Genomic DNA, 23,159 nt, shown 5'->3' on the forward strand with positions numbered 1-23,159 from the left:
AGCGTGGCTGTCCCGACGCTATTTTGGGCAAGCTATAAAAAATGGGTTATTGGCAAATAATTTCTACTGATTAAATTCAGTTAATTTCTTACGGTAGCTATTCGGTGTAAACGACGTCAGCTTTTTAAACGTTTTAATAAACAGGCTTGGACTACTGTAGCCAGACTCGTAAGCAATATCCGTTACAGAATAGTTCGTCATTTCCAGCTGTTTTTTAGCAAAGTTAATGCGGATTTCATTAATAATCTGCATCGGCGTTTTGCTGTAATAACGCTGGGTTGCACGGGTCAGATACTCCTGGGATTTCGCGGACAGGTGTACCATATTTTCCAGCGCGTTCTCGCTAAACTGCCGTTTGTCGTGCATGGTCTCGACGGTGGTTTTAAGCCACTGCGGAATATCATCCAACACCTGCTCTTCGCGATGATGACGTAACCGATTAATAATATAGAAGGTGACCACTTCTACAAATTCATCCAGTCCGCTCTCGCGAAAGTTAAGTGATGCAATAACCGTTTCAATATAGGTAAGAAACGAGTTATTCGCCCGATAGACCTGCGATGCAACGAAACAAAATGGCAGTAGCGGGTGATAGTGCTGTTCAAAAAAACGTTTACTGATACCGACGTTAAGGATCCTTGTCGCACCAAAATCATAAAAACTTTGGTGGTGCGATCCCAACGGGATAAAGACAAAGTCTCCACGTTCGAGCAGTACGCGTTTACCGTTGATTTCCTGATAATAGCGCCCGGTTAAAACCAGGGTAAATTCATAGTAGTCATGCTGATGCAGCCCGCTGATACTCTCAGTTTTGTTATAGATGAACACATGGAAATTTTTGCCATTAAACAGTTGCTGTTCATAAACAGTTTTGATTTCCGGTGCGTTAATCTGTAGCTGCATTATGCACTCCTCGCTATTTCAGCTTTTCGTGAAGTTCAATCAGTTCAGTCACCAGCTCACGCGCCAGCATTGATGTCATCAGGTGGTCCTGCGCGTGGACAAGCACCAGGCTAACTTTCATTTTACCTTCGCCCTGATCGCCTTCAATCAGTTTCGTTTGCACGAGGTGCGCTTCGTTCAGCGCCAGACGAGACTGGTCCATCATCGCCTTGGCCGACTCGAAATCACCTTGCTTGGCCATTTTAAGTGCGCCGTACGCCAGGCTACGCGCCTGACCGGAGTTGATGATGAGGCCCATCACCACTTCTTCAAGTTCTTCTGCTTCGGACTGCGTGTCGACGATATTCTCGATATCCAACATACTTTTTTTCTCTGGTTCAGTCCGGCATGACCGTAAAGCCATGCCGGATCAAATTTAGAATTTCAATGCGTTAGCGATATCTTCTTCGCTTTCTTCTTGGTCAATAACATTCTGCGCTTTGTTAGCTACCACCACGAACGGCAGGTAAACCAGCGTTGCAATACCGAGGTTGAACAGCGCGACCAGCAGAGCAGCGACACTACCGTTGGTGTTAAAGAACGCGCCCAAACCGGTTGGCATGGTCCACGGTGCAATGTTGGTAATCGGTGGAATAATGCCTGAGTAATAAGCTGCCAGCGTAATCGCCGCCAGAATCGGCTGAACCAGGATGAACGGGATAAACATCACCGGGTTCATGATGATCGGCAGACCGAACAGGATAGGTTCGTTAATCTGGAACAGACCTGATGGCAGTGCCAGTTTAGCAACCTGACGATAGTCAGGACGACGCGATGCCAGGAAGATAGCGATAATCAGACCCAGCGTTGCCCCGCTACCTCCAAGGAAAATATAGGAGTCGAGCATCGGTTTCGCCCAGACGTGGAACGTCTTACCGGCTTCCAGCGCGGCATCTACGGAACCAAACTGTTGGTAGATAGAGATGTTTTCCAGCGCCCATGGCGTCATGATACCGCTGTCCAGCGCAGTCAGCGCCAGTGAACCGTGAATACCAAAGAACCACAGCAGCGGAACAAAAATCACGTAGGCCCAGCCCACCACGCTGCCCAACGACGCCAGCGGAGTTGAAATGGAGTCCATAATGATCTGGTGGAAGTTCGTACCCCAGGTGTTCAATGCCCAGGCGATGATCCCCATAATGGAGAGGATAAGGAAGCCAGGAATCAGCGCAGAGAAAGAGCGCGATACAGATGTCGGTACGCTATCAGGTAATTTAATGACCCAATTGCGACGAACCACAAAGGTGAACATTTCCGCGACCGCGAGGCCGATAATGATACCGGAAATAATATTGGCACCGCCGAGCCAGTTCGCACCAACGGCATAGGCTTCACCCACGCTATAAGGTGTTACGGTCATAAACGCGGCGACAGATAACAGCCCGGCAGCCAGTGAGTCGACTTTACGTTCTTCTGCCAGCGCCATGCCGATAAAGAACGGTGCCATCAATGACATGATACCCAGCGTACCGTTATAGACGTTTCCACCAATGCCTTTCAAGCTATTCAGCGTTTCAATAGTTGAAGCATCAAGTCGAATGCCCATTGAATAAAAAAACGACCCCTCCCCAAAGCTCAGGAAAACGTTATTGATTAATACAAACATGGCCCCTGCGAGGGTTAACGGCATTAAACGAATAAAACCGTTCTTGATTGCATTAACGTGTGGCTGCTTTCCAATTTTTACAGCAAAAGGAAGGAGTACCTTTTCAAGTGAAGCAATAGCGTTACTCATAGAAAAATACCCTTAAATACCGCAATTAAAAATTGCGGTGAATGTTAATGAAATAACTCTTTGACGGGAAAAATTAAAATAAAATAATTAATTTGCTGCGGCTTTTTTAATTGCTGCAACAGCAGCCTTAAGCACGCCTAAACCATCGACTTTGCCATACAGCAGCGAGTCAATCACTTCCACAGGCTTGTTGGGTAACAAACGCTGAATTTCGGGCAACATATAAGCAATTTGTGGACCTAATAACACGACATCGGCCGTTGGACCTTTTTCTCCGGCCAGCGTTTCAGGAAACGCTTCAATAATAACCGGCACTTCGTATTTTTCGGCCTGAGCACGCATCTTCGAAACCAACAATGAAGTCGACATGCCCGCAGAACAAAACAGATAAATGTGTTTCTTTTCCATTAAAACGATCCTCATATGCGATTATCTGTCAACCAGACACTCCGCAAGCCATAACCTGCATCCATGCTCTGGGTAACTTGCGTCAGCTAAATTACTTTTTTAGGTGGCTGAAATGAGTATACGGGATTGCACCAGTGGATGGTATTTCCTTGACCAACTAAATTGTCTCTCCTTGACCTATCGTTATGACCCCCCTCACATTTCGGGCAAATAATTCGCGGCAATAAATAAGATCGTTCGGCACAAAAAAACCGGCACGATGGCCGGTTCGTCTGAATGCTCAGGCAATAAGCAGTTGTTACTTCTTCGCCGCCTGCGGGTCGGTGTCGTACTCTGCGCAGGTCTGGTAACCGGAGTTAATCACATGTCCGGTGTCATCTAAAGCAACAAAATAGGTTTCAGCTTTACCATCTCGTTGACCCAGGATGTAGGTCTGGCATGTCCCTCGCGCATGAATCATGCTGACTTCAGAAGAAGGTTTACCGGCAATCTGCGCCACCTGCGCCCGGCTCATCCCTTTCTTCACATCTTTCACCACGGGCTGAACAAATTGGTCTTTGGTACGATCGTAAGCCGTACACCCTGCCAGCATAGTCAAAACAGCCGCTGCACTCAGAATTCCTGTTAGGTTCTTGTTCATATTCCGTCCTCTTGTATTTCAGCGTGTTATATAAGCCTGGAGCACAACAACGCATTTTTCAAGCAATCAGATGATACTTAGGCAGTTTCGGAAAATTCTATTAAAACAAAATGATGCTCGCATCCCTTGTCGTTTGGGCCTCAACGCGATAATTTTAACACATCATTTTTTTGATCATTTTATTTTCCATAGGGGGTTAAATGACTCTGCAGCAAGAGATAATCCAGGCGCTTGGCGCAAAACCGCACATCAATGCAGAAGAAGAAATTCGCCGCAGCGTGGATTTCCTTAAATCTTATCTGCAGACCTACCCCTTTCTGAAATCACTGGTATTAGGGATTAGCGGCGGGCAGGACTCAACGCTCGCGGGAAAACTATGCCAGATGGCTATTTCCGAGCTTCGCGAAGAAACGGGGAATGACGCGCTGCAGTTTATTGCCGTACGTCTGCCATATGGCGTTCAGGCTGATGAACAGGACTGTCAGGATGCCATCGCCTTTATCCAACCGGACCGCGTACTCACCGTCAATATTAAGGGTGCGGTACTGGCCAGTGAACTGGCCCTGCGTGAAGCGGGTATTGAACTGAGCGATTTTGTCCGTGGCAATGAAAAAGCCCGCGAACGTATGAAGGCTCAGTACAGTATCGCCGGTATGACCAGCGGCGTTGTCGTGGGAACCGATCATGCAGCAGAAGCTATCACCGGATTTTTCACCAAATACGGCGATGGCGGTACTGACATTAACCCTATTTTCCGTTTGAACAAGCGTCAGGGTAAGCAGTTGCTTGCCGCGCTGGGTTGCCCGGAACATTTATATAAGAAAGCACCAACCGCCGATCTCGAAGACGATCGTCCTTCTCTGCCGGATGAAGCCGCATTAGGCGTCACCTATGACAACATCGACGATTATCTGGAGGGAAAAACGCTGACTGCCGACGTCGCGAAAAAAATTGAAGGCTGGTATCTGAAGACCGAGCATAAACGTCGCACACCGATTACGGTGTTTGATGACTTCTGGAAAAAAGCGTAATTCTTTTAGTCACATATTGCCGGATAGCACTGGGATCACCGCTGTCCGGTCCCTCCTCCTGATCTGATGCCGCTTTTTTAATCGGTTCCAAACTGTTATACTGGATGGATAACCAGCATCCGGAGTGAGAAGTGGTACGGCGTCAATCAGCCCCGCGCCTGACATTTGAGGCAGCGGCAATCTATGAATATCCTGAGCACCTGCGTCCATTTTTGAGTGCGCTTCCCGCCGTGCCAGGCGTCTATCTGTTTCACAGTGAAAGCGACACTATGCCGCTCTATATTGGTAAAAGCGTCAATATTCGCAGCCGCGTGATGGCACACCTGCGTACCGCAAACGAAGCAGCAATGCTGCGTCAGGCCAAACGCATTAGCTGGATTTGTACCGCGGGAGAAATTGGTGCCCTGCTGCTGGAAGCGCGATTGATCAAAGAACAACAGCCGTTGTTTAATAAACGACTGCGGCGCAATCGCCAGCTTTGCGCCTTGCAGCTTACCGACCGAACTGTTCAGGTTGTCTACGCACGAGATATTGATTTCTCCCATGCCCCCAATCTGTTTGGCCTGTTTGCCAATCGTCGCGCAGCGCTACAAGCGTTGCAAAGCCTCGCGGATGAACAGCAGCTGTGCTACGGCCTGCTGGGGCTGGAACCCCTGAGTCGCGGGCGCGCCTGTTTTCGCTCCGCGCTTAAGCGATGCGCCGGAGCGTGCTGCGGGAAAGAGAGTCATGAAGCCCATCATTTGCGTCTGTTAGAGGCGCTGGAAAGAGTGAGAGTGATTTGCTGGCCATGGAGCAATGCCATTGCGCTGCAGGAAACCCGCGCTGAAATGACACAGTACCATATCATCAACAACTGGCTGTGGCTGGGAGCCGTTTCAACGCTGGATGAGGCGGCTACCCTGGCGCGTATGCCGGCCGGCTTTGACCATGATGGCTACAAAATTCTCTGCCGGCCTGTTCTGTCTGGTCAATATGACATTATTGAACTGCGTCCGGAGAATGGCCCGGCATCCAGTTAATCTCGCTGAACAGCAGTTTTCCCTCGCGCTCCAGCAGTCGTAAGGTGTGTTTACCGTCGTGCCAGCTTGCACCTTGATCGGCGGTCAGTAGCTTATCGCCCAGTTGCCAGGCACCGCTGATAACAAATACCACGCCGCCGCGCGAACCAAAAGTCGTAAACGTACGGTCGGCAACTCTGACTTTCGCCTGGCAGACATCCCGTCGGGTCATGATATTGAAATCCATCGACATCTGCCCTTCTGTCAGCTTCGCTTTTACCACCTTGTCACCGGCAAAGGTAAAAGGCTGATGCTGTTTCAGAGTATGTGTGAAGGTGTTTGACTCTTCCAGGGTCACTTCTCCACCTTCCAGTAGAGTAATCACGCGTTCTACGCCGGGAAAGAGAGAAAACTCTCCGTTGGCTGCAATGGAGGCGATACTCGCCCGCCAGTGAAAATCTCGTGTTGCTGGCGGAAAACAGCAAATCTCACGGGTTTCTCCCGCACCATTTCGCCACAGATTGACCGGCATTTTGCGGATATCAAAGTATTCCATCATCCCTCCAGAAAGACGCAGCACGGCAACCCGCCGTAAACAGGCAGCCATAAATCATCATTGGTATGTTCACCCTGCAGATTATTGTTATCGGCAGCAGAGTTGATTTGCCTTAGCGATGAACCCGGTGTTTTGCAAAAAAGAATAACGCGCTGATCCAGGTAGAATTTTCACGGGCTTCAGGAGAATAGCGTGTCGTGTGTCCGGTGCAATAGGCAGGAATGAAAAAACCGCCGATCCTGCCCACATCGTTAAACGTGTTGTGGACAAGAGCGGCGGTCTTGAGTTTGGTTTCACGCTGTGCGGCAATCAGTGCAACACAGCATGAATGATTTAGTGTAGACGCTGATCGATTACTCGGCAGCTTGTGGCATTTTACCTTTCTGCGCTGCACGTTCTGTCAGACGCTTCTCAAAATTGGCATTAAACTGCTTTTTCTGTTCCGGGGTCAGAATGTTGTAAATCTTGTTCTGAGTTTCCATATGCGCCAGCATGTTGGCTTTGCGCTGTTCTTCCATCTTCGCAATCTGCGCTTCGGCTTCCGCTTTATCGAAACTATCGCTGGCAATAATGTCGTGCATCGCGCGACGCTCTTCCAGCGGCGGACGTTTCATCTGGTCGCGTTGACCTTTCATGATCTCGCGAATCTGCTGTTTCTGAGCATCGGTCAGGTTCAGGTCTTTGAACATCATGTCGTGATGCGGGGCGAATTTACCGTTGTGGTGCATCATCGGTTTGGCATCAGCTGGCGCAGCTGTTGTCGTGTCAGCGGCATGAGCCAGGTTGGCAGCACCCAGGGCCAGAGTAGAGGCAACAAACAGAGCAGTCAGTTTACGCATAATTTCTATCCTTTCTTTCAGTTATTTTTACGACACTCATGCGACTCTTATGCAATGTGATGTCGTGTTGACGAGATTAACTTTACCGGCTTAAGCGTCAATTAATCAGAGCCACGGTAAAACAGTGAAAGTATAAAAAACAAATTTTCATCAATTATGAAGAAAAAAAGAATAAATTGCGCAGAGTTGCAATAAAAAATTACAACAGGATGATTTTGAAAGGATTATGAAGAACTATACCTGAACCCTGCTTATTAAGAAAGCAATTCACCAGGAATAATCCGTAATAAATAAAAACAGCACGCAAAAATAAGCCCTGAAGGATAAACCTGCAAGGCATATATATTTATCACATTTTTTGGAGCATCAGCCCGGCACGTAAACCACAGGCCACGTTGGGATTCGGAAAGAGAACGTATTCAACATCATGGGTGACAATAAAACGTTCATCACCGTCCTGCGCCAGCAAGGTTCCCTCTTTAAAAGGGGTAAAGTTGAGCGTCTGGTTATCCATATGGAGAATAAAATCATCGCTACGTCGCGTGATTTGCGACACTACGCGGTAGCGCAGCGGAGATGTTTCTCCCGTCGATACTCGCTCGCCTCGCAGCAACTGCGCCAGTGCGTCTGCCGTTTGCGCAAACTGGGACAGATCGTTTTGTCCAAACGGCAGCGCTTTACCGAGTTCCAGCGTACAGGCCAGTGCGCCAAAATGTTCCCCGCTAAAATGGGTGAACGTGCCGCCAGGCGTCTGATGAAAGACCAGCGCCTCCAGTCCCGCATATCCCAGCCATTCAAGAAAACCCTCATCCCAGGCAACGTTGCGTTGTGGCAACACGCCAAAGCGCAGATGCTGTGAACCGCGAATCGCGGTGTGTAGATCCAGATGCCAGCGTGCTGGCTCTTTCGCCCGCGAATAAAAATCTTCCAGACACAGCTCAAGCTCATGGGCTCGGTGCGTTTCTTCACTCGCGGTAAAAATCTGCCACCGGCCGCCAAACATACGATTCAGGTCGCTATGACAATACCGTTTTCCCGCAGCAAGCGCCTGCGGGTTTCCCAGAATCACCAGTAGCCGCCATGTTAGTGCCAGCTCGCCGCTAAATAACCTGGACAACAATGAGTCGAGTATCTCTACCGGCGCGGTTTCATTGCCATGGATCCCCGCAGACAGCACCAGAGAATGTTCAACGGGTGCAAGCGGCGTCAGTTCCAGAATTCCGTGACCGATCCACTGCCAGTCAAAACCATGAATGGTTCCTTGCGTTTTCTCTGGAGTGGCGCCTGCGAGCGTGATAGCCAGAAAGTTATCCATGGCGCATCCCCTCCTGCTGGAAAGGATACACAGAGCCGAGGTTAAGTAATTGCGTCAGCGTATCCAGCGCTTCACGCCCCTCGCGCAACAGCTGTGGGTCGGCAAGGTCGGCAGCGGTAAGACGATCGCGATAGTAACGGTCAACCCAGTTATTCAACGTGTTAAACAGCATATCGTTCATGATAACCGCCGGATTCACCGCCTGCTGTTCCTGCAAGGTGAGCACCACTCTCAGGCGCAAGCATGCCGGACCGCCGCCGTTGGACATACTTTCACGCAGATCGAATACCCGCAGGTCATCGATCGGATTGTCTTCCTCGAGAAGACGGTTCAGATACCGCCACACGCCAGCATGCTCCCGGCACTCCTGCGGCAGGGCCAGCATCATCGAACCGTCATCACGACTCAGCAACTGACTGTTAAACAGATAGGTAGTCACCGCATCCTGCACCGAAACTTCCGCAGTCGGGACTTCCAGCGGGGTAAAACCTGCCACCTGACTACGCAACTGCTCTAATAACGCCTGCTGTCTGACAAACGCCTGCTGATGACAAAACAACACCTGGCGATTCGACACTGCAATCACATCGTTATGAAACACACCAAGATCGATAACATCCGGATTTTGCTGAGCAAAAATACACTGATGCGGGTTAACCTGATTCAGTCGTGCGACCGCCTCACTGGCCTCACGGGATTGCCTTGCCGGATAGCGCTTCGGCTGGGATGCATTGCCTTCTTCACGACCGTAAACAAATAGCTGTACACCGGGATCGCCGTAATCTCCACCGAGGCGGTTATGGTTTGCCGCCCCTTCATCACCGAAAAGCGCAACCTGGGGTAACGCACCGTGGACAGCAAAACTATTCTCATCACGGAAAATCGCCCGTAGCAACGCTTCGGTAGTAGGCGCTTCCAGCGAACGGTGGAACTTATTATTCAGATTCGCCACCGTCAGATGCACTTTCCCGTCCAGCGAATCTGCTGAAGGGCAAACCGTTGCCGCATTCGCTACCCACATAGGCGATGCGGAGCTGGCACTGGAGAGCCAGTGAGGTGCCTGACGCGCCACTTTCTCCAGCACCTGTTCGTCACTGCCGCTAAAACCCAACTGACGCAGAACCGGAATAAAAGGCCGCTCGTGGGGGGGGATCACCGCCTGAGGAAAACCCGCATCCGCCAACGCTTTCATCTTTAGCAGACCTTGCTTCGCCGCCAGACGCGGGTTCGACACCTGAAATCGATGTTTGGTTGAGGCCTCATTACCAAATGACAATCCAGCATAGTGGTGAGTCAGTCCCACCAGGCCATCAAAATTTACCTCACGGGCTTTCATAGATTATCCTCGCGAGAAAAATCCAGCCCGGGGCTAAGCGCCGTTGGCAGCGTTAAGACCGGTGATTCCAGACTTGCCATCGGCCAGGCGCAATAATCTGCGGCATACCACGCGCTGGCGCGATGGTTCCCGGAAGCGCCAACGCCGCCAAACGGTGCGGTACTCGCAGCGCCGGTTAACGGCTTATTCCAGTTGACGATCCCTGCTCGTGCCTCCAGCAGTAGCTGTTCAAACTGGCCGCGATCGGGCGAAACTAACCCACACGACAGTCCAAAGCGGGTGTTGTTCGCCACACGAATCGCCTCATCAAAACTGTCATAACGCCATACGCCAAGCAGCGGCCCAAAAACCTCTTCATCAGGTACGTTCGCCGCCCCGGTCAGTTCAATGATTCCAGGGGTCAGCAGTGACGTTCCGGCTTTCACCAGACGTGGCGCCAACAGCGTACGTCCCCCCAACGACGCCAGACGCTGCCAGGCATCATAGACATGCTGCGCGGCCTGTTCGGAAATCAGTCCGCCCATAAACGGCTGCGGTTCCGCATCCCAGTTGCCGGGCATTAAACGCTGACTAACCTCCACCAGACGCGTCAGGAACGCATCACCCTGCGCGCCTTTTTTTACCAGCAGGCGGCGGGCACAGGTACAGCGTTGTCCGGCGGTGACAAATGCGGACTGAATGGTCAGATGTACCGCGGCATCAATATCCTCCGGATTCTCAATAATCAGCGGGTTATTCCCCCCCATCTCGAGGGCGAGAATTTTTTCCGGTTGACCGGATAACTGCCGATGCAACTGATAACCGGTATTGGCACTGCCGGTAAACAGCAGACCATCGAGGTCTTCCAGCGCACTCAGCGCCTGCCCTGTTTCACGTCCGCCCTGCACCAGGTTCAGCACGCCCGGCGGCAATCCCGCCTGTTCCCACAGCTTTGTTACTGCTTCACCGGTCCACGGCGTCAACTCGCTGGGTTTGAAAATCAACGTATTGCCTGCCAGCAATGCCGGAACAATATGGCCATTGGGTAAATGACCAGGGAAGTTATACGGACCAAAAACTGCCAGTACGCCGTGTGGGCGATGGCGCAACGTTGCCGCGCCATCCGGTAGTTCACTGTGCTGCTCTCCGGTACGGGCATGGTAAGCTTTGACGGAGATGGCGATTTTATTGATCATCGCCGTCAGTTCAGTCGCGGCTTCCCAGCGTGGTTTGCCGGTTTCCCTGGCGATAATCTGGGTTAGCTCGGACTTATTGCTTTCCAGCAATGAAGCAAACTTTTCAACAATCGCCTGGCGTTCACTGAAGGGCTGTTTAGCCCAACCGGCAAAAGCTGCACGCGCAGCCTGGCACGCTTGCGTCACCTGCGTGGCATCGGCATCATTGCCGTGCCACAGCACATCACCACCTACTGGGTTGGTTTTCACCCGGCGCTCGCCCAGTCCCGTCACCCAGTCACCGTTTATCCATAGTGTCATGCTGTTTTCTCCTCTGCACAAAGACGCACAAAACGTACATGGTCGCCCGCGTGGCATTTCAGGGCATCCAGTTGTGCCGCCGTCAGTACCAGACGTTGGGTATCCGGGTCTGCGCGAACCAGCATGACGCGGAAGTTTTGATAGTTTTCATTGGCAACCAGACAGGCCGGATAATCGCCGGTTGCTGGCTGACCTTCAGCCACTTCCACCAGCCTGCTTTTACGAATCGCCCGCACCCGGTCAATATCGCATTCCAGCGTCGGCCCGCCGTCGAAAATATCGACATAGTTGCGATAGCGAAAGCCCTCTTTCTCCAGCACCGCCCGCGCGGGCGCCGTTTGCGGATGAACCTGACCAATCACGCTTTGTGCTTCATCAGACAGGAAATCGGTGTAAATAGGATGCTTGGGCATTAATTCAGCAATAAACGCTTTTTGCCCTGTTCCGCAGAGAAAATCCGCCCGGCTGAACTCCATTGAAAAAAAGCGTTTGCCGAGGCTTTGCCAAAACGGCGAGTAACCGTGCTCATCGATCACGCCGCGCATCTCAGCCACGACCTTCTCATTAAACTTGTCACGAAACGCGGCCATAAACATAAAGCGCGATTTTGACAACAAATAGCCGTTGCCTTCTTTTCGCCAGTCCGGATCGAGAAACAGCGTACAAAGCTCGCTGCTACCCGTGTGATCGTTACTCAGAAACAGCGTCGGCAGCGCGTTATACACGTTCAGCTCTTTCGAGGCGTGGACCAGTGTGCCGACCCGATAGTTGTACCAGGGATCGTTAAGCCCGACTGCCACCTCGATGGCGCAAATCCCGGCCACGGTTCCGCTGGCGCTGTCTTCCAGCACAAATACATATCCCTGCTCACTTTTGGGCAACTCACCGCGCCAGGTTTGTAGCGAACGTTCGATACGCGCCATCAGCGTCGCTTCATTCGCCGGTAGCGAGGTCAACCCACCGCCGGTCTTACCGGCAAGCTGCATCAACGCGGTGATATCAGCACGTTCAATGGGACGAATCACCATCATGATGAACCTCCTGCTTTAATGCGTTCGCAGGCCAGCGCAAAGCGATCAAGTCCGGTGGCGACTTCTTCTTCGCTGACATTGAGCGCTGGCGCAAAACGCACCACGTTAGCGCCAGCAATCAGTACCATCACCCCGGCAACAGCCGCTTCTTGCGAGATGAGTTTCGCTTTCCCGGCAAATTCCGCGTTCAGCACGCAGCCGATAAGCAGCCCGAGTCCACGAATTTCACTAAACAGTCCAAAACGTTCGTTAATGGCGTTAATACGCTCCACAAACCAGTCGTGGCGCTGTTTTACTCCGTTGAGCACTTCCGGCGTGTTAACAATTTCCAGCAGTTTACCCGCCACAGCCGTCGCCAGCGGGTTGCCGCCGTACGTTGTACCGTGCGTACCCACCGTCATCACACTGGCGCAATGCTCTGTCGCCAGCAGTGCGCCAATAGGGAAACCGCCGCCCAGCGCCTTTGCGGTAGTCAGCAGGTCCGGCGTAACACCATAATGCATATAGGCATACAGCTCGCCAGTACGGCCAACCCCGGTCTGAACCTCATCAAAAATCAGCAGCGCATTATGGCGATCGCATAATTCACGCAACCCCTGCAAAAACGCGTTTGTTGCAGGCACCACGCCGCCTTCGCCCTGGACAGGTTCGACGATGACCGCACAGGTCGTGTCATCAATCAGTTGACTGGCAGAATCGAGATCGTTATACACGGCATGGCGGATATCCGGCGGCAGCGGCGCGAAATCCTGTGAATAGGCGGGCTGACCACCGGCGCTGACGGTAAACAGCGTGCGGCCATGGAAGGCATTTTTAAACGCCACAATCCCGCTCTTCTGGCTGCCAAAACGATCGTGGGCATATTTACGCGCCAGTTTTAGTGCCGCTTCGTTGGCTTCTGCGCCGGAGTTACAGAAGAAAATGCGCTCGGCGAAGGTGGCGTCAATCAGCTTTTTCGCCAGACGCAATACCGGCTCGTTGGTGTAGCCATTTCCGGTATGCCAGAATTTGCTCGCCTGGTCGTTTAATGCCTCGCGCAATGCCGGATGGGCGTGACCCAGCGCGTTAACCGCAATGCCTCCCGCGAAATCGATATACTCTTTACCCTGCTGATCCCACAGACGTGAACCTTCACCCCGCACCGGAATAAAAGGGGCCGGAGCGTATACGGGCATCATCCATTCATCAAAATTTTCACGCGTAATTGACAGAGACATAGCGACCTCAACGGTAAATAAAAGGTTATTTATATGTTAATAAATATAGTGTTTGCGGTGTAAATGTAGATTGCAGGGTTCGTGCCAGCCAGCAAAAAAAGTGCATAAACGGAGGGCGAGAACGGAATATCAACAGGTTACAACGTGACGATATTCACTATACGTGCATATAAAGTGAATATGTTTGCGCATCAGGTGACTAAACAGAGGAAAAAACGCAGTTTTATTCAGTCGCCAAATATAATTCTGGAATTGTGATCGTATACGAAATTTTTCGGAAATTATTGCTCCATTCCGACGCGCTTCGCGCCAAAACGGTGCAGTTTTTGCTCCATCGTTAACACCATTAGCAATCATTGTTGGAATCAGGTGACAAGAAGCAGTCAGTCTGCAGAAATTCTGCTACCATCCTTGCACTATTCATCTTGCAAAGTGGCAGTGACTATGAAATTTGTCTCTTTTAATATCAACGGCCTGCGTGCCCGTCCCCATCAACTGGCAGCCATTGTCGAAAAACACCAACCGGATGTTATTGGCTTACAGGAGACAAAAGTCCACGACGATATGTTCCCTCTCGAAGAGGTAGCAAAGCTCGGTTACAACGTCTTTTATCACGGCCAGAAAGGCCATTACGGCGTCGCGTTGTTAACGAAAGAAACGCCAATTGCGGTACGTCGTGGCTTCCCGGGCGATGACGAAGAAGCGCAGCGTCGTATCATCATGGCAGAAATTCCGTCCCCTCTGGGCAGCATCACTGTGATCAACGGCTATTTCCCGCAGGGCGAAAGTCGTGACCATGAAACTAAATTCCCGGCCAAAGCCGCGTTTTATCAGAACCTGCAAAACTATCTTGAGACAGAGCTGAAGCGCGACAATCCGGTATTGATCATGGGCGATATGAATATTAGCCCAACCGATCTCGATATCGGCATTGGCGAAGAGAACCGTAAGCGCTGGCTGCGTACCGGAAAATGTTCCTTCCTGCCGGAGGAGCGTGAGTGGATGGAACGCCTGCTGGGCTGGGGTCTGGTGGATACCTACCGTCACGCAAATCCTGAAAAGAATGACCAGTTCTCGTGGTTTGATTACCGCTCAAAAGGCTTTGACGATAACCGTGGCCTGCGTATCGATCTGCTGCTGGCGAGCAACCCATTGGCGGAACGCTGCGAAGAAACCGGCATCGACTATGAAATTCGCAGCATGGAAAAACCGTCCGACCATGCGCCGGTATGGGCTAAATTCCGCGTCTAATCTTTTGCGTTTTTGCACTCTCCGGGCCAGGCCTGGAGAGTGTGTTTATTTGGTGCAAAATCAATAAAGCAACGGTAATTCATTGTTGTAGTCGGAATTTTACTATATCTTCGCGCGCACTTTTCGCTGATGAAAATGCTCCATTGCACTCGGTTTTACAGGAGAACCCCCATGAAAAAGAAGTTCGCATAAAGCAGAATACCGGCTGCTGATTGTCGCGGTCCTGTTCTGCGTTCTGGCGGGAGTTTTCCATCATTATGGTCTGACCGACCTGATAACCAATTTCCATCATTTGCAAGACGTCATCCGCCAAAGCGGTATGTTCGGCTATACGCTTTATATCCTGCTGTTTATTGTTGCGGCGCTGTGTCTGATCCCCGGTAGCATCCTGGTGATCGTCGGCGGTGTGCTGTTTGGCCCCGTGGCAGGGACGCTTATCTCGTTAGTGGCAGCAACCGTGGCCTCGGCGCTGTCGTTTTTGCTGGCTCGCTGGCTTGGACGGGATCTGCTCCTGAAATACGTTGGGCATACGACAATGTTTCAGGCTATCGAAAAAGGTATTGCCCATAGCGGAGTTGACTTTCTGATCCTCACCCGGCTCGTGCCGCTGTTCCCTTATAACATTCAAAATTACGCCTATGGGCTGACGGCTATTCCGTTCTGGTCATTTACCGTGATATCTGCGGCAACCACTTTACCAGGCATTTTTATTTATACGCTGATGTCGCACGAACTGGCCAGCGAAGGAATTAGTTGGGCATTTATCGGTAAGCTCAGCGTGGCGGGGCTGGCGTTATTCGCCCTCGTTCAGGCAGCCAAAGCCTGGGCCCGGTATAAGCATATCGATCCGTCAGCTCCTCACGAGTGCGCAGATAAATGATAAAACGACGCATCCATTACTACCGCGCAGGAGTGATAATCCTGCTGCTCGCGCTGATGGCGTGGGCGTGGATACCTGGCGTGAGCGATTTTCTCCACGCCAGCCTGGCGGCATTTGCCACGCTCGATCAGCATGCAATTGAGAATTTTATTCGTTCTTACGGAACTCAGGCGGCGGTCGTTTCATTCTTCCTGATGATCTTGCAGGCCATCGTCGCCCCGCTTCCCGCTTTTGTGATCACCTTTGCCAACGCCTCGCTGTTTGGTGCATTTTGGGGCGGCATATTGTCCTGGTGCAGCGCAATGGCCGGCGCGGCGCTGTGCTTTTTTATTGCCCGTGTTTTAGGCCGTGGCGCGGTGGAGAAACTGACCGGAAAAACGGTGTTGAACAACATGGACGCTTTTTTCGAGCGTTATGGCAAGCACACCATTCTGGTCTGTCGACTGTTACCTTTTGTACCGTTCGATCCGGTAAGCTACGCAGCAGGCCTGACCTCGATTCGGTTTCGCCATTTTTTCATCGCCACCGGTATCGGTCAGTTACCCGCCACTATCGTCTATTCATGGGCGGGTAGCCTGTTAACCGGCGGTACATTTTGGTTTGTAACCGGCCTGTTCATCCTGTTCGCTCTGAGCGTAATAATTTCAGTGGCGAGAAGCCTTTATCTTGAACATCAGCGAAAAAAAACCTGAGACTTCCCCCATTTTTAGCCATGGAGATACTATGCGTTACTGCTTATTGTGCCTGAGTTTAATGCTCTGTCCGCTGGCGACGTTTGCCCAGGACGACGGCTGGCAACAAATCAAAAATGATGCCCGCGGTCAGACGGTGTGGTTCAACGCCTGGGGTGGCGACAATGCAGTTAACCAGTATCTCGATTGGGTTAGCGGCGAGATGAAAACGCACTATGCCATTAACCTGAAAATCGTACGTCTCGCAGATGCCGCCGACGCGGTAAAACGTATCCAGACAGAAGCAGCATCCGGGCGAAAAACCGGGGGTTCTGTCGATTTATTGTGGGTTAACGGCGAAAACTTCCGCACCCTGAAAGAAGCCGGGCTTCTGCAAACTCAGTGGGCGCAAACGCTACCTAACTGGCGCTATGTTGATACCCAGAAACCGGTGACCGAAGATTTCTCCGTTCCAACGGAGGGAGCTGAATCACCGTGGGGCGGTGCCCAACTCACCTTTATTGCCCGGCGCGATCTCACCGCGCAGCCGCCGCAATCTCCGCAAGCACTGCTTGAATTTGCGCAGGCACACCCTGGCACGGTGACCTATCCGCGCCCGCCAGACTTTACCGGCACGGCGTTTCTGGAGCAGTTGTTAATATCGCTCACCACCAAACCACAAGCATTGAAAGTTGCTCCAGATGCAGCGACATTCGCCGACGTTACCGCGCCATTGTGGCATTATCTTGATACCTTGCACCCTGTACTTTGGCGTGAAGGCAAAGATTTTCCGCCCACGCCAGCACGAATGGATGTACTGCTCAATAGCGGCACCCTGCATTTGTCATTGACCTTTAACCCTGCCCACGAGCAGCAAAAAGTAGCCAGCGGCGAATTGCCTAAAAGCAGCTACAGTTTTGGTTTCTCACAGGGCATGCTCGGCAACGTGCACTTTGTTGCCATTCCGGCGAATGCCCGCGCCAGCGCCGGAGCAAAAGTCGTGGCAAACTTCCTGCTTTCGCCCGAAGCACAACTGCGTAAAGCCGACTCAACTGTCTGGGGAGATCCTTCGGTGCTTGATCCACAAAAATTACCTGTCGAACAGCGTGATGCGCTGCTGGCACGGATCCCACAAGGACTACCTGCCGTTCTGCCGGAACCGCATGCTGCCTGGGTAAACGCTCTGGAACAAGAATGGCTACGCCGCTACGGTACGCATTAATTTTGCTACTCTGGGCCATCATGGCGGCAGTTTATCTGCCGTTGGTGCCAGCGGCTTTCTCTCTGATAGTGCCAGCCCTTAGCCTACCCCATTGGCTGGCTCTCTTTGCCGACCCTCAACTTCCGCAGGCGTTACTGGCGACACTTGTTTCCACAGGACTGGCTGCCGGCGGCGCGCTAATCATCGCGCTGCTGGCGATCCTCGCTTTATGGCCCGGTGCAGGCTGGGCGCGACTAAGCACCCGTCTTCCGTGGCTGCTGGCGATCCCGCATGTTGCCTTCGCCACCAGCGTGCTGTTGGTTTTTGCCGAAGGCGGTAAAATCTGGCAATGGCTACCGTTCCTCAGCCCACAACCAGACCGTTACGGCATCGGGCTTGGCGTGACGCTGGCGGTGAAAGAGAGCGCTTTTTTGTTATGGATCCTCTCGGCTCTACTGAGTGAAAAACAACTTTCGCAGCAGGTTATCGTGCTGGATTCGCTGGGTTACAGCCGACTGCAATGCCTGAACTGGCTGGTACTGCCCGCTATCGGCCCGGCATTAGGTAAAGCTATGCTGGCGATTGTTGCCTGGTCACTCTCCGTTGTGGATGTGGCAATCGTCCTCGGCCCCGGAAATCCGCCAACACTGGCCGTATTGAGCTGGCAATGGCTCAGTCAGGGCGATGTCGAACAGCAGGCGAAAGGCGCACTCGCCAGCCTGTTGCTGGTGCTGTTACTCCTCATTATCGCGCTGGTGAGTTATCTGTTGTGGCGCGCCTGGCGACGTACTATCCCGGCAGTAAATGGTGAACGCCTGCATTTTTCACCTATAACAATCGCACGCCCGCTGGTACAGATCTTGCCCGTCAGCGGTGTGGTATGCGCGCTTGTACTGGCGCTTATCGCCAGCTATTCCTCACTAAACCACGAGGCGCTCAGCAATAGCCTGCAGCTAGGGCTCCTTTCCAGCGTGTTAGCGCTACTGATACTTTTTGTCTGGCTGGAATGGGGTCCACAAACCGGGCACCGCTGGGTCTGGCTACCGCTCATTTTGCCTACGCTACCACTGGTAACCGGACAATATCTGCTGGCGTTATATGCCGGACAGGATGGACTGATGACGACCATTATCTGGGGCCACCTGCTGTGGGTGATGCCCTGGATGCTATTTGTGCTTAAACCGGCCTGGCAGCGCATTGACTCGCGATTAATTTTGATTGCACAAACGCTGGGCTGGTCGCAGGGGCGGATATTCTGGCTGGTGAAATGCCCGCAGCTGGTGCGCCCGGCATTGATTGCCTTCGCGGTTGGCTTCTCGGTCAGTATCGCCCAGTATATGCCGACGCTGTGGCTAGGTGCCGGACGCTATTCCACGCTGACCACCGAAGCGGTGGCATTAAGCAGCGGCGGTAGCAGCGAGATTCTGGCAACACAAGCGTTGTGGCAGCTTCTTCTACCACTGCTCGTTTTCGCACTCGCAGCCTTTCTCGCCGCGTGGATTGGCCGCTTTCGACAAGGACTCCGCTAATGCTCATTGTGCAAAACGTTTCGTTGTACCAGGGGGCGACTGCGCTGCTGAAGAACGTTACCTTTCAGATTGATAAAAGTGACATTGTCACGATTATGGGTTCTTCCGGCAGCGGAAAGTCTTCGTTGTTTTCGTGGATGGTCGGGGCGTTGTCGCCTCAGTTTCAGGCATCAGGCGAGCTGTGGCTCAACGAACGACGCGTTGACGCGCTACCTACGGCGCAGCGCCAGATTGGCATTCTGTTCCAGGATGCGTTGTTGTTTGACCATTTCAGCGTTGGGCAGAATTTACTGCTGGCCCTACCTGCCAGCCTGCAGGGTTCCGCCAGACGACATGCGGTGGAAAGTGCTCTCGCACGCGCTGACCTGGCCGGTTTTTATTCTCGCGATCCGGCGTCGCTCTCCGGCGGACAACGCTCGCGTGTCGCCCTGCTCCGCGCGCTACTGGCTCAGCCCCAGGCACTGTTACTTGATGAACCCTTTAGTCGGCTGGATGCGTCGCTACGCGATACCTTTCGCCAATGGGTCTTCACCGAGGTGCGTAAGTTGGGGATCCCGGTGGTACAGGTGACCCATGATGCGCAGGACGTTCCGCCAGCAGGCCGCGTACTTCAGATGGAAAACTGGGCGTGAATGTGGCGATATGCTGCGTTAACGCAAGGTTTTTACTTAATCGGCGGCACAGAATGTCGTCCTCTTTTTTTCAACGTCGGGCTATTCGATGAAACGTGTTTCTCAAATGACCGCGCTGGCACTGGCTTTAGGGCTCGCTTGCGCTTCTTCCTGGGCTACTGAAACAGCACAGACGCTCACCCTCGACCAGTTACAGCAAAAGCAAGGCGCGGCGATCGATACCCGTCAGAGCGCTTTTTACAACGGCTGGCCGCAGTCGCTTAATGGTCCTTCAGGACACGAACCTTCCGCACTGAACCTGTCTGCCGCCTGGCTCGACAAGATGAATGATGAACAACTCAGCGCCTGGGTTCAGTCACATCAGTTGAAAACTGATGCGCCAGTAGCGCTGTATGGTAGCGATAACGACATACAGGCTGTCAAAGCCCGCCTGCAAAAAGTTGGCGTTAACCATATCTCCACCCTCAGCGATGCGCTTACGGACCCAGCCCGCCTGCAACGTCTGCCGCACTTCGAACAGCTGGTGTACCCGCAGTGGCTGCACGACCTGCAGCAGGGTAAAAACGTAACCGCTAAACCGGCGGGTGACTGGAAAGTGATTGAGGCCGCCTGGGGCGCGCCGAAGTTGTATCTGCTCAGCCACATCCCTGGTGCGGGCTACATTGATACCAACGAAGTTGAAAGCGAACCGCTGTGGAATAAAGTTTCCGACGCGCAGCTCAAAGCGATGCTGGCGAAACACGGTATCCGCCACGACACCACGGTGATTTTATACGGTCGCGATGTCTATGCCGCCGCTCGCGTGGCGCAAATTATGCTGTATGCAGGCGTGAAAGATGTTCGTCTTCTCGACGGCGGTTGGCAAACCTGGTCCGACTCAGGTTTACCGGTCGAACGCGGCACTCCGCCAACGGTGAAACCAGAACCTGATTTCGGCGTGAAAATCCCTGCCCAGCCGCAGTTGATGCTCGATATGGAACAGGCTCGCGGTCTGCTGCATCGCCAGGATGCGTCTTTGGTGAGCATTCGTTCATGGCCAGAATTTGTCGGTACCACCAGTGGCTATAGCTACATTAAGCCAAAAGGTGAGATTGCAGGTGCACGTTGGGGCCACGCAGGCAGCGACTCCACGCATATGGAAGATTTTCATAACCCGGATGGCACCATGCGCAGCGCGGATGACATCGCCGCCATGTGGAAGCAATGGAATATCCTGCCGAATCAACAGGTCTCTTTCTATTGCGGTACCGGCTGGCGCGCTTCAGAAACGTTTATGTATGCCCGCGCGATGGGCTGGAAAAACGTCTCCGTCTACGACGGCGGCTGGTATGAGTGGAGCAGCAATCCAAAAAATCCGGTTGCCAGCGGTGAACGGGGCCCGGACGCCAGTAAGTAAGATTGTCATTATTGCCGGATAAGCGTATCCGGCAACGCAATACGCTACGCCTGACGCTGAACCGCTTTCAGTGTCAGGTATCCGCTCCAGATCCGGGTAAATGTCGTCATCCAGCACAGCGCGCCAAAGACCCACGCCATCACGGCAAAATATTCCGGGAACAGACAACCCAACACAAATAGCAAAATCGTCTCAGTACCTTCGGTCAGTCCCCCCAGATAATAAAACGATTTATGCGCGTAGCCCGGGTTATCAATTTGATGTTTCGCCGCCAGCGCGGCAAAGGCCAGAAAGCTGCTGCCGGTTCCCATAAAGGCGAACAGCAGCCAGCCGCCAGCCAGCGAGTTAGCCGCCGGATCGGCGAGCATAAAACCGAATGGCACTAAGGCGTAAAACAGAAAATCGAGCGTGATATCAAGAAATCCGCCTGCGTCGGTTAGCCCTCTGCGCCGCGCCAGAGCCCCATCCAGCCCATCAAAAAGCCGATTGAGCACAATGACCGCCAGCGCTGCCAGATACCAGCCTAACGCCAGAAATGGCAAGGCCAACACGCCAATGGCAAAACCGACCAGCGTAAGCCCGTCCGGGGTAATCGCCGGTTTATCAATAATGCTTACACAGCGATGCAAAAGCGGTTTTAATCGCGGATGAATATGACGATCAAGCATGTGGGCGTCCTTTAAAGCTGTCGCACAGCCCCTGGGAAGGAATATCGAGAGCAGCATTAAAACGCGCAGAGAGATTTTGAAACGCAATCAGCGCGGTCATTTCCGTAATGACATCATCGGTAAAATGCTGCTTCATCTGCGCTTTCAGCGCATCATCAACCTGTGGAGGCGTTGCGGTCACCGCATCGGCATAGGCCAGAGCGACTCGCTCTTCTGCGCTAAATAGCGCCGATTCTTGCCAGTTGGCAACCTGTAAGACTTTATCCAGCGCGCCACAGCGTTCAGCCAACCGTAAACTGTTGGCATCAACGCAGAAAGCGCAGTGGCATACCTGAGAAACGCGGGTCATCAACAGCGCGCGCATCACCGGCGTAAAACGCGCCTTTTTACGCTCCAGAAACCCGACAAACAGCGCCACCAGCCAGAACAGAAACGGCGTCCGCCCCCACCAGCGCGTGGGATGCAGCACATCACCATAATGTTTTTTCTGCGTAGCAACGAGCGGTTTTAGACTGGAAGGGATACGCGTTAACGGCTTTACCCACGACTGAGGTTCGTTCAACGGTGGCTCCTGAATACTTTAGATAAAACAAAGATAACGATAGTATGTCATTTTCTGCTGTTAGATCTTGATGAATATAATGAAAACCCTCGACGTGGTCGCCGCTATCATTGAACGTGATGGCAAAATTTTACTGGCTCAGCGTCCGCTACATGCGGATCAGTCAGGCATGTGGGAGTTTGCCGGCGGTAAGGTTGAATCGGGCGAAAGTCAGCCCGAGGCGCTGTTCCGTGAACTGCGTGAAGAGTTGGGCATTGAGGCAGTCGTGGGGCGCTTCATTGCCAGCCATCAACGCGAGGTTTCGGGCCGACTGATTCACTTACATGCCTGGCATGTACCGTCATATCAGGGGGAACTGAAGGCGTATGAACATCAGGATATCGTCTGGTGTTCACCCGAAGAGGCGCTGCGTTATCCGCTGGCGCCTGCCGATATCCCACTACTGGAAGCGTTTATTCTTTTACGCGACGCCAGACAAGCGGATTTGTGCTGATCGTTTTCTCATCGCGTTGGCACTGAAGCAAGACGCCGTCAGCTTTAATCACCGCCCCTTCTGAGTAGTTTTGATCCTGATAAATACAGCACTGGCTACAGGGCTGCGCCCGCTGACCGCTGGAACTGAACACTTCCGGCGGCACATTCACCTGCACGTCCGGGCGATAAAGCTGATTTGCCAGCGTCGCGCTGGACATCAGGGCCAACACGCCTGCCACGATTAAACGGCGCATATTCTTTCCTTTTTGACTGACAGTTATGCTCAGTATAACGGTATAAATCGGCAGAAACTTTAGCCCCTTCCATTATCGTTTTTGGTTATGACCCACGGCGCAATATTAATTTACTTAG

General features: G+C 52.5%; 25 protein-coding genes. 10 read left to right on the plus strand and 15 right to left on the minus strand.

The features are described 5' to 3' along the window. Positions 1-63: 63 nt before the first annotated feature. The 5 genes from chbR to osmE form a co-directional block, all read right to left on the minus strand. Positions 64-906, minus strand: a complete 843-nt coding sequence (chbR, locus tag OGX67_RS17740) for a transcriptional regulator ChbR (RefSeq protein ID WP_085951046.1) — start codon at positions 904-906, stop codon at positions 64-66. 10 nt (positions 907-916) lie between these two features. After that, complete coding sequence (gene chbA / locus OGX67_RS17745; protein WP_003030618.1) at positions 917-1,264, minus strand: PTS N,N'-diacetylchitobiose transporter subunit IIA; 348 nt, start codon at positions 1,262-1,264, stop codon at positions 917-919. A gap of 54 nt (positions 1,265-1,318) precedes the next feature. Beyond that, entirely contained in the window at positions 1,319-2,677 is a 1,359-nt protein-coding gene (gene chbC / locus OGX67_RS17750; protein WP_003030619.1) for a PTS N,N'-diacetylchitobiose transporter subunit IIC, read from the minus strand. Positions 2,678-2,764: 87 nt separating this feature from the next. Continuing rightward, positions 2,765-3,085: a PTS N,N'-diacetylchitobiose transporter subunit IIB gene (chbB, locus tag OGX67_RS17755; RefSeq protein ID WP_003840900.1), complete on the minus strand. Its 321-nt coding sequence runs from the start codon at positions 3,083-3,085 to the stop codon at positions 2,765-2,767. Positions 3,086-3,383: 298 nt separating this feature from the next. Beyond that, a complete protein-coding gene (osmE, locus tag OGX67_RS17760; protein WP_003030621.1) occupies positions 3,384-3,725 on the minus strand; it encodes an osmotically-inducible lipoprotein OsmE in 342 nt (113 codons plus the stop codon). 200 nt (positions 3,726-3,925) lie between these two features. Here osmE and nadE point away from each other — a divergent pair, with 200 nt between their 5' ends. Together nadE and cho are read left to right on the plus strand one after the other, a co-directional pair. Then, positions 3,926-4,756: an NAD(+) synthase gene (gene nadE, locus OGX67_RS17765; protein ID WP_257651426.1), complete on the plus strand. Its 831-nt coding sequence runs from the start codon at positions 3,926-3,928 to the stop codon at positions 4,754-4,756. A 131-nt stretch (positions 4,757-4,887) separates the two neighbouring features. Beyond that, positions 4,888-5,775 (plus strand): excinuclease Cho, encoded by an 888-nt coding sequence (cho, locus tag OGX67_RS17770; protein ID WP_003030624.1) that lies wholly within the window; start codon positions 4,888-4,890, stop codon positions 5,773-5,775. On the opposite strand, the gene ves is transcribed toward cho, so the two are convergent. From ves to astC, 7 genes are all read right to left on the minus strand, one after another. Beyond that, positions 5,735-6,310 (minus strand): environmental stress-induced protein Ves, encoded by a 576-nt coding sequence (ves, locus tag OGX67_RS17775; protein ID WP_003030626.1) that lies wholly within the window; start codon positions 6,308-6,310, stop codon positions 5,735-5,737. The genes cho and ves overlap by 41 nt on opposite strands. A gap of 353 nt (positions 6,311-6,663) precedes the next feature. Continuing rightward, complete coding sequence (spy, locus tag OGX67_RS17780) at positions 6,664-7,149, minus strand: ATP-independent periplasmic protein-refolding chaperone Spy (RefSeq protein ID WP_257651425.1); 486 nt, start codon at positions 7,147-7,149, stop codon at positions 6,664-6,666. Positions 7,150-7,498: 349 nt separating this feature from the next. After that, positions 7,499-8,464 carry a succinylglutamate desuccinylase gene (gene astE, locus OGX67_RS17785; RefSeq protein WP_230122026.1) on the minus strand — a complete coding sequence of 322 codons (966 nt, stop codon included), beginning with the start codon at positions 8,462-8,464 and terminating at the stop codon, positions 7,499-7,501. Further along, complete coding sequence (gene astB / locus OGX67_RS17790; RefSeq protein WP_032949118.1) at positions 8,457-9,800, minus strand: N-succinylarginine dihydrolase; 1,344 nt, start codon at positions 9,798-9,800, stop codon at positions 8,457-8,459. Before astB ends, astE begins: the two co-directional genes overlap by 8 nt. Further along, entirely contained in the window at positions 9,797-11,275 is a 1,479-nt protein-coding gene (gene astD / locus OGX67_RS17795) for a succinylglutamate-semialdehyde dehydrogenase (RefSeq protein WP_032936103.1), read from the minus strand. Before astD ends, astB begins: the two co-directional genes overlap by 4 nt. Continuing rightward, the gene (astA, locus tag OGX67_RS17800; RefSeq protein ID WP_003030637.1) at positions 11,272-12,306 is read right to left on the minus strand and encodes an arginine N-succinyltransferase; all 1,035 of its coding nucleotides are present in this window, start codon (positions 12,304-12,306) and stop codon (positions 11,272-11,274) included. Before astA ends, astD begins: the two co-directional genes overlap by 4 nt. Continuing rightward, positions 12,303-13,523, minus strand: coding sequence for a succinylornithine/acetylornithine transaminase (gene astC, locus OGX67_RS17805; protein WP_003840894.1), 1,221 nt, complete (start codon positions 13,521-13,523; stop codon positions 12,303-12,305). Before astC ends, astA begins: the two co-directional genes overlap by 4 nt. Before the next feature lie 444 nt (positions 13,524-13,967). On the opposite strand from astC, the gene xthA reads away from it, so the two are divergent. The 7 genes from xthA to OGX67_RS17840 all read left to right on the plus strand — a co-directional run bounded on the left by xthA (position 13,968) and on the right by OGX67_RS17840 (position 21,083). After that, positions 13,968-14,774, plus strand: coding sequence for an exodeoxyribonuclease III (gene xthA / locus OGX67_RS17810; protein ID WP_003030642.1), 807 nt, complete (start codon positions 13,968-13,970; stop codon positions 14,772-14,774). Between the two features lie 223 nt (positions 14,775-14,997). Then, a complete protein-coding gene (locus OGX67_RS17815; RefSeq protein ID WP_171847546.1) occupies positions 14,998-15,654 on the plus strand; it encodes a TVP38/TMEM64 family protein in 657 nt (218 codons plus the stop codon). Further along, positions 15,651-16,346, plus strand: coding sequence for a TVP38/TMEM64 family protein (locus OGX67_RS17820; protein ID WP_257651424.1), 696 nt, complete (start codon positions 15,651-15,653; stop codon positions 16,344-16,346). Before OGX67_RS17815 ends, OGX67_RS17820 begins: the two co-directional genes overlap by 4 nt. Positions 16,347-16,377: 31 nt before the next feature. Continuing rightward, positions 16,378-17,547 (plus strand): ABC transporter substrate-binding protein, encoded by a 1,170-nt coding sequence (locus tag OGX67_RS17825; RefSeq protein WP_257651423.1) that lies wholly within the window; start codon positions 16,378-16,380, stop codon positions 17,545-17,547. Next, on the plus strand, positions 17,520-19,055 hold the full coding sequence (locus tag OGX67_RS17830) for an ABC transporter permease family protein (protein ID WP_286526921.1): 1,536 nt from the start codon (positions 17,520-17,522) through the stop codon (positions 19,053-19,055). Before OGX67_RS17825 ends, OGX67_RS17830 begins: the two co-directional genes overlap by 28 nt. Then, on the plus strand, positions 19,055-19,687 hold the full coding sequence (locus OGX67_RS17835; RefSeq protein ID WP_071697236.1) for an ATP-binding cassette domain-containing protein: 633 nt from the start codon (positions 19,055-19,057) through the stop codon (positions 19,685-19,687). The genes OGX67_RS17830 and OGX67_RS17835 overlap by 1 nt, the downstream gene beginning before the upstream one ends. 88 nt (positions 19,688-19,775) lie before the next feature. Next, entirely contained in the window at positions 19,776-21,083 is a 1,308-nt protein-coding gene (locus tag OGX67_RS17840; protein WP_003840887.1) for a sulfurtransferase, read from the plus strand. Positions 21,084-21,127: 44 nt separating this feature from the next. Here the strand turns inward: OGX67_RS17840 and OGX67_RS17845 are convergent, their stop codons facing one another. Continuing rightward, positions 21,128-21,751, minus strand: coding sequence for a CDP-alcohol phosphatidyltransferase family protein (locus OGX67_RS17845; RefSeq protein WP_003846635.1), 624 nt, complete (start codon positions 21,749-21,751; stop codon positions 21,128-21,130). Further along, a complete protein-coding gene (locus OGX67_RS17850) occupies positions 21,744-22,313 on the minus strand; it encodes a carboxymuconolactone decarboxylase family protein (protein ID WP_257651421.1) in 570 nt (189 codons plus the stop codon). The genes OGX67_RS17845 and OGX67_RS17850 overlap by 8 nt, the downstream gene beginning before the upstream one ends. A 79-nt stretch (positions 22,314-22,392) precedes the next feature. Between OGX67_RS17850 and OGX67_RS17855 the strand changes: the two genes are divergently transcribed. After that, positions 22,393-22,806 (plus strand): pyrimidine (deoxy)nucleoside triphosphate diphosphatase, encoded by a 414-nt coding sequence (locus OGX67_RS17855; protein ID WP_257651420.1) that lies wholly within the window; start codon positions 22,393-22,395, stop codon positions 22,804-22,806. On the opposite strand, the gene OGX67_RS17860 is transcribed toward OGX67_RS17855, so the two are convergent. After that, the gene (locus tag OGX67_RS17860; protein WP_192465813.1) at positions 22,766-23,041 is read right to left on the minus strand and encodes a YnjH family protein; all 276 of its coding nucleotides are present in this window, start codon (positions 23,039-23,041) and stop codon (positions 22,766-22,768) included. The genes OGX67_RS17855 and OGX67_RS17860 overlap by 41 nt on opposite strands. Between the last annotated feature and the right edge of the window lie 118 nt (positions 23,042-23,159).

Source organism: Citrobacter sp. Cf118 (genome assembly GCF_030334095.1).
In the GTDB taxonomy this organism is placed as follows: Bacteria; Pseudomonadota; Gammaproteobacteria; order Enterobacterales; family Enterobacteriaceae; genus Citrobacter; species Citrobacter freundii.

What these genes read in the sequence shown, in the direction of transcription:
- chbA (WP_003030618.1), bottom strand. Translation starts at nt 1,264, where the DNA reads ATGTTGGATATCGAGAATATCGTCGACACGCAGTCCGAAGCAGAAGAA.
- chbC (WP_003030619.1), bottom strand. Translation starts at nt 2,677, where the DNA reads ATGAGTAACGCTATTGCTTCACTTGAAAAGGTACTCCTTCCTTTTGCT.
- chbB (WP_003840900.1), bottom strand. Translation starts at nt 3,085, where the DNA reads ATGGAAAAGAAACACATTTATCTGTTTTGTTCTGCGGGCATGTCGACT.
- osmE (WP_003030621.1), bottom strand. Translation starts at nt 3,725, where the DNA reads ATGAACAAGAACCTAACAGGAATTCTGAGTGCAGCGGCTGTTTTGACT.
- nadE (WP_257651426.1), top strand. Translation starts at nt 3,926, where the DNA reads ATGACTCTGCAGCAAGAGATAATCCAGGCGCTTGGCGCAAAACCGCAC.
- ves (WP_003030626.1), bottom strand. Translation starts at nt 6,310, where the DNA reads ATGGAATACTTTGATATCCGCAAAATGCCGGTCAATCTGTGGCGAAAT.
- spy (WP_257651425.1), bottom strand. Translation starts at nt 7,149, where the DNA reads ATGCGTAAACTGACTGCTCTGTTTGTTGCCTCTACTCTGGCCCTGGGT.
- astE (WP_230122026.1), bottom strand. Translation starts at nt 8,464, where the DNA reads ATGGATAACTTTCTGGCTATCACGCTCGCAGGCGCCACTCCAGAGAAA.
- astB (WP_032949118.1), bottom strand. Translation starts at nt 9,800, where the DNA reads ATGAAAGCCCGTGAGGTAAATTTTGATGGCCTGGTGGGACTGACTCAC.
- astD (WP_032936103.1), bottom strand. Translation starts at nt 11,275, where the DNA reads ATGACACTATGGATAAACGGTGACTGGGTGACGGGACTGGGCGAGCGC.
- astA (WP_003030637.1), bottom strand. Translation starts at nt 12,306, where the DNA reads ATGATGGTGATTCGTCCCATTGAACGTGCTGATATCACCGCGTTGATG.
- astC (WP_003840894.1), bottom strand. Translation starts at nt 13,523, where the DNA reads ATGTCTCTGTCAATTACGCGTGAAAATTTTGATGAATGGATGATGCCC.
- xthA (WP_003030642.1), top strand. Translation starts at nt 13,968, where the DNA reads ATGAAATTTGTCTCTTTTAATATCAACGGCCTGCGTGCCCGTCCCCAT.
- OGX67_RS17820 (WP_257651424.1), top strand. Translation starts at nt 15,651, where the DNA reads ATGATAAAACGACGCATCCATTACTACCGCGCAGGAGTGATAATCCTG.
- OGX67_RS17825 (WP_257651423.1), top strand. Translation starts at nt 16,378, where the DNA reads ATGCGTTACTGCTTATTGTGCCTGAGTTTAATGCTCTGTCCGCTGGCG.
- OGX67_RS17830 (WP_286526921.1), top strand. Translation starts at nt 17,520, where the DNA reads ATGGCTACGCCGCTACGGTACGCATTAATTTTGCTACTCTGGGCCATC.
- OGX67_RS17835 (WP_071697236.1), top strand. Translation starts at nt 19,055, where the DNA reads ATGCTCATTGTGCAAAACGTTTCGTTGTACCAGGGGGCGACTGCGCTG.
- OGX67_RS17840 (WP_003840887.1), top strand. Translation starts at nt 19,776, where the DNA reads ATGAAACGTGTTTCTCAAATGACCGCGCTGGCACTGGCTTTAGGGCTC.
- OGX67_RS17845 (WP_003846635.1), bottom strand. Translation starts at nt 21,751, where the DNA reads ATGCTTGATCGTCATATTCATCCGCGATTAAAACCGCTTTTGCATCGC.
- OGX67_RS17855 (WP_257651420.1), top strand. Translation starts at nt 22,393, where the DNA reads ATGAAAACCCTCGACGTGGTCGCCGCTATCATTGAACGTGATGGCAAA.
- OGX67_RS17860 (WP_192465813.1), bottom strand. Translation starts at nt 23,041, where the DNA reads ATGCGCCGTTTAATCGTGGCAGGCGTGTTGGCCCTGATGTCCAGCGCG.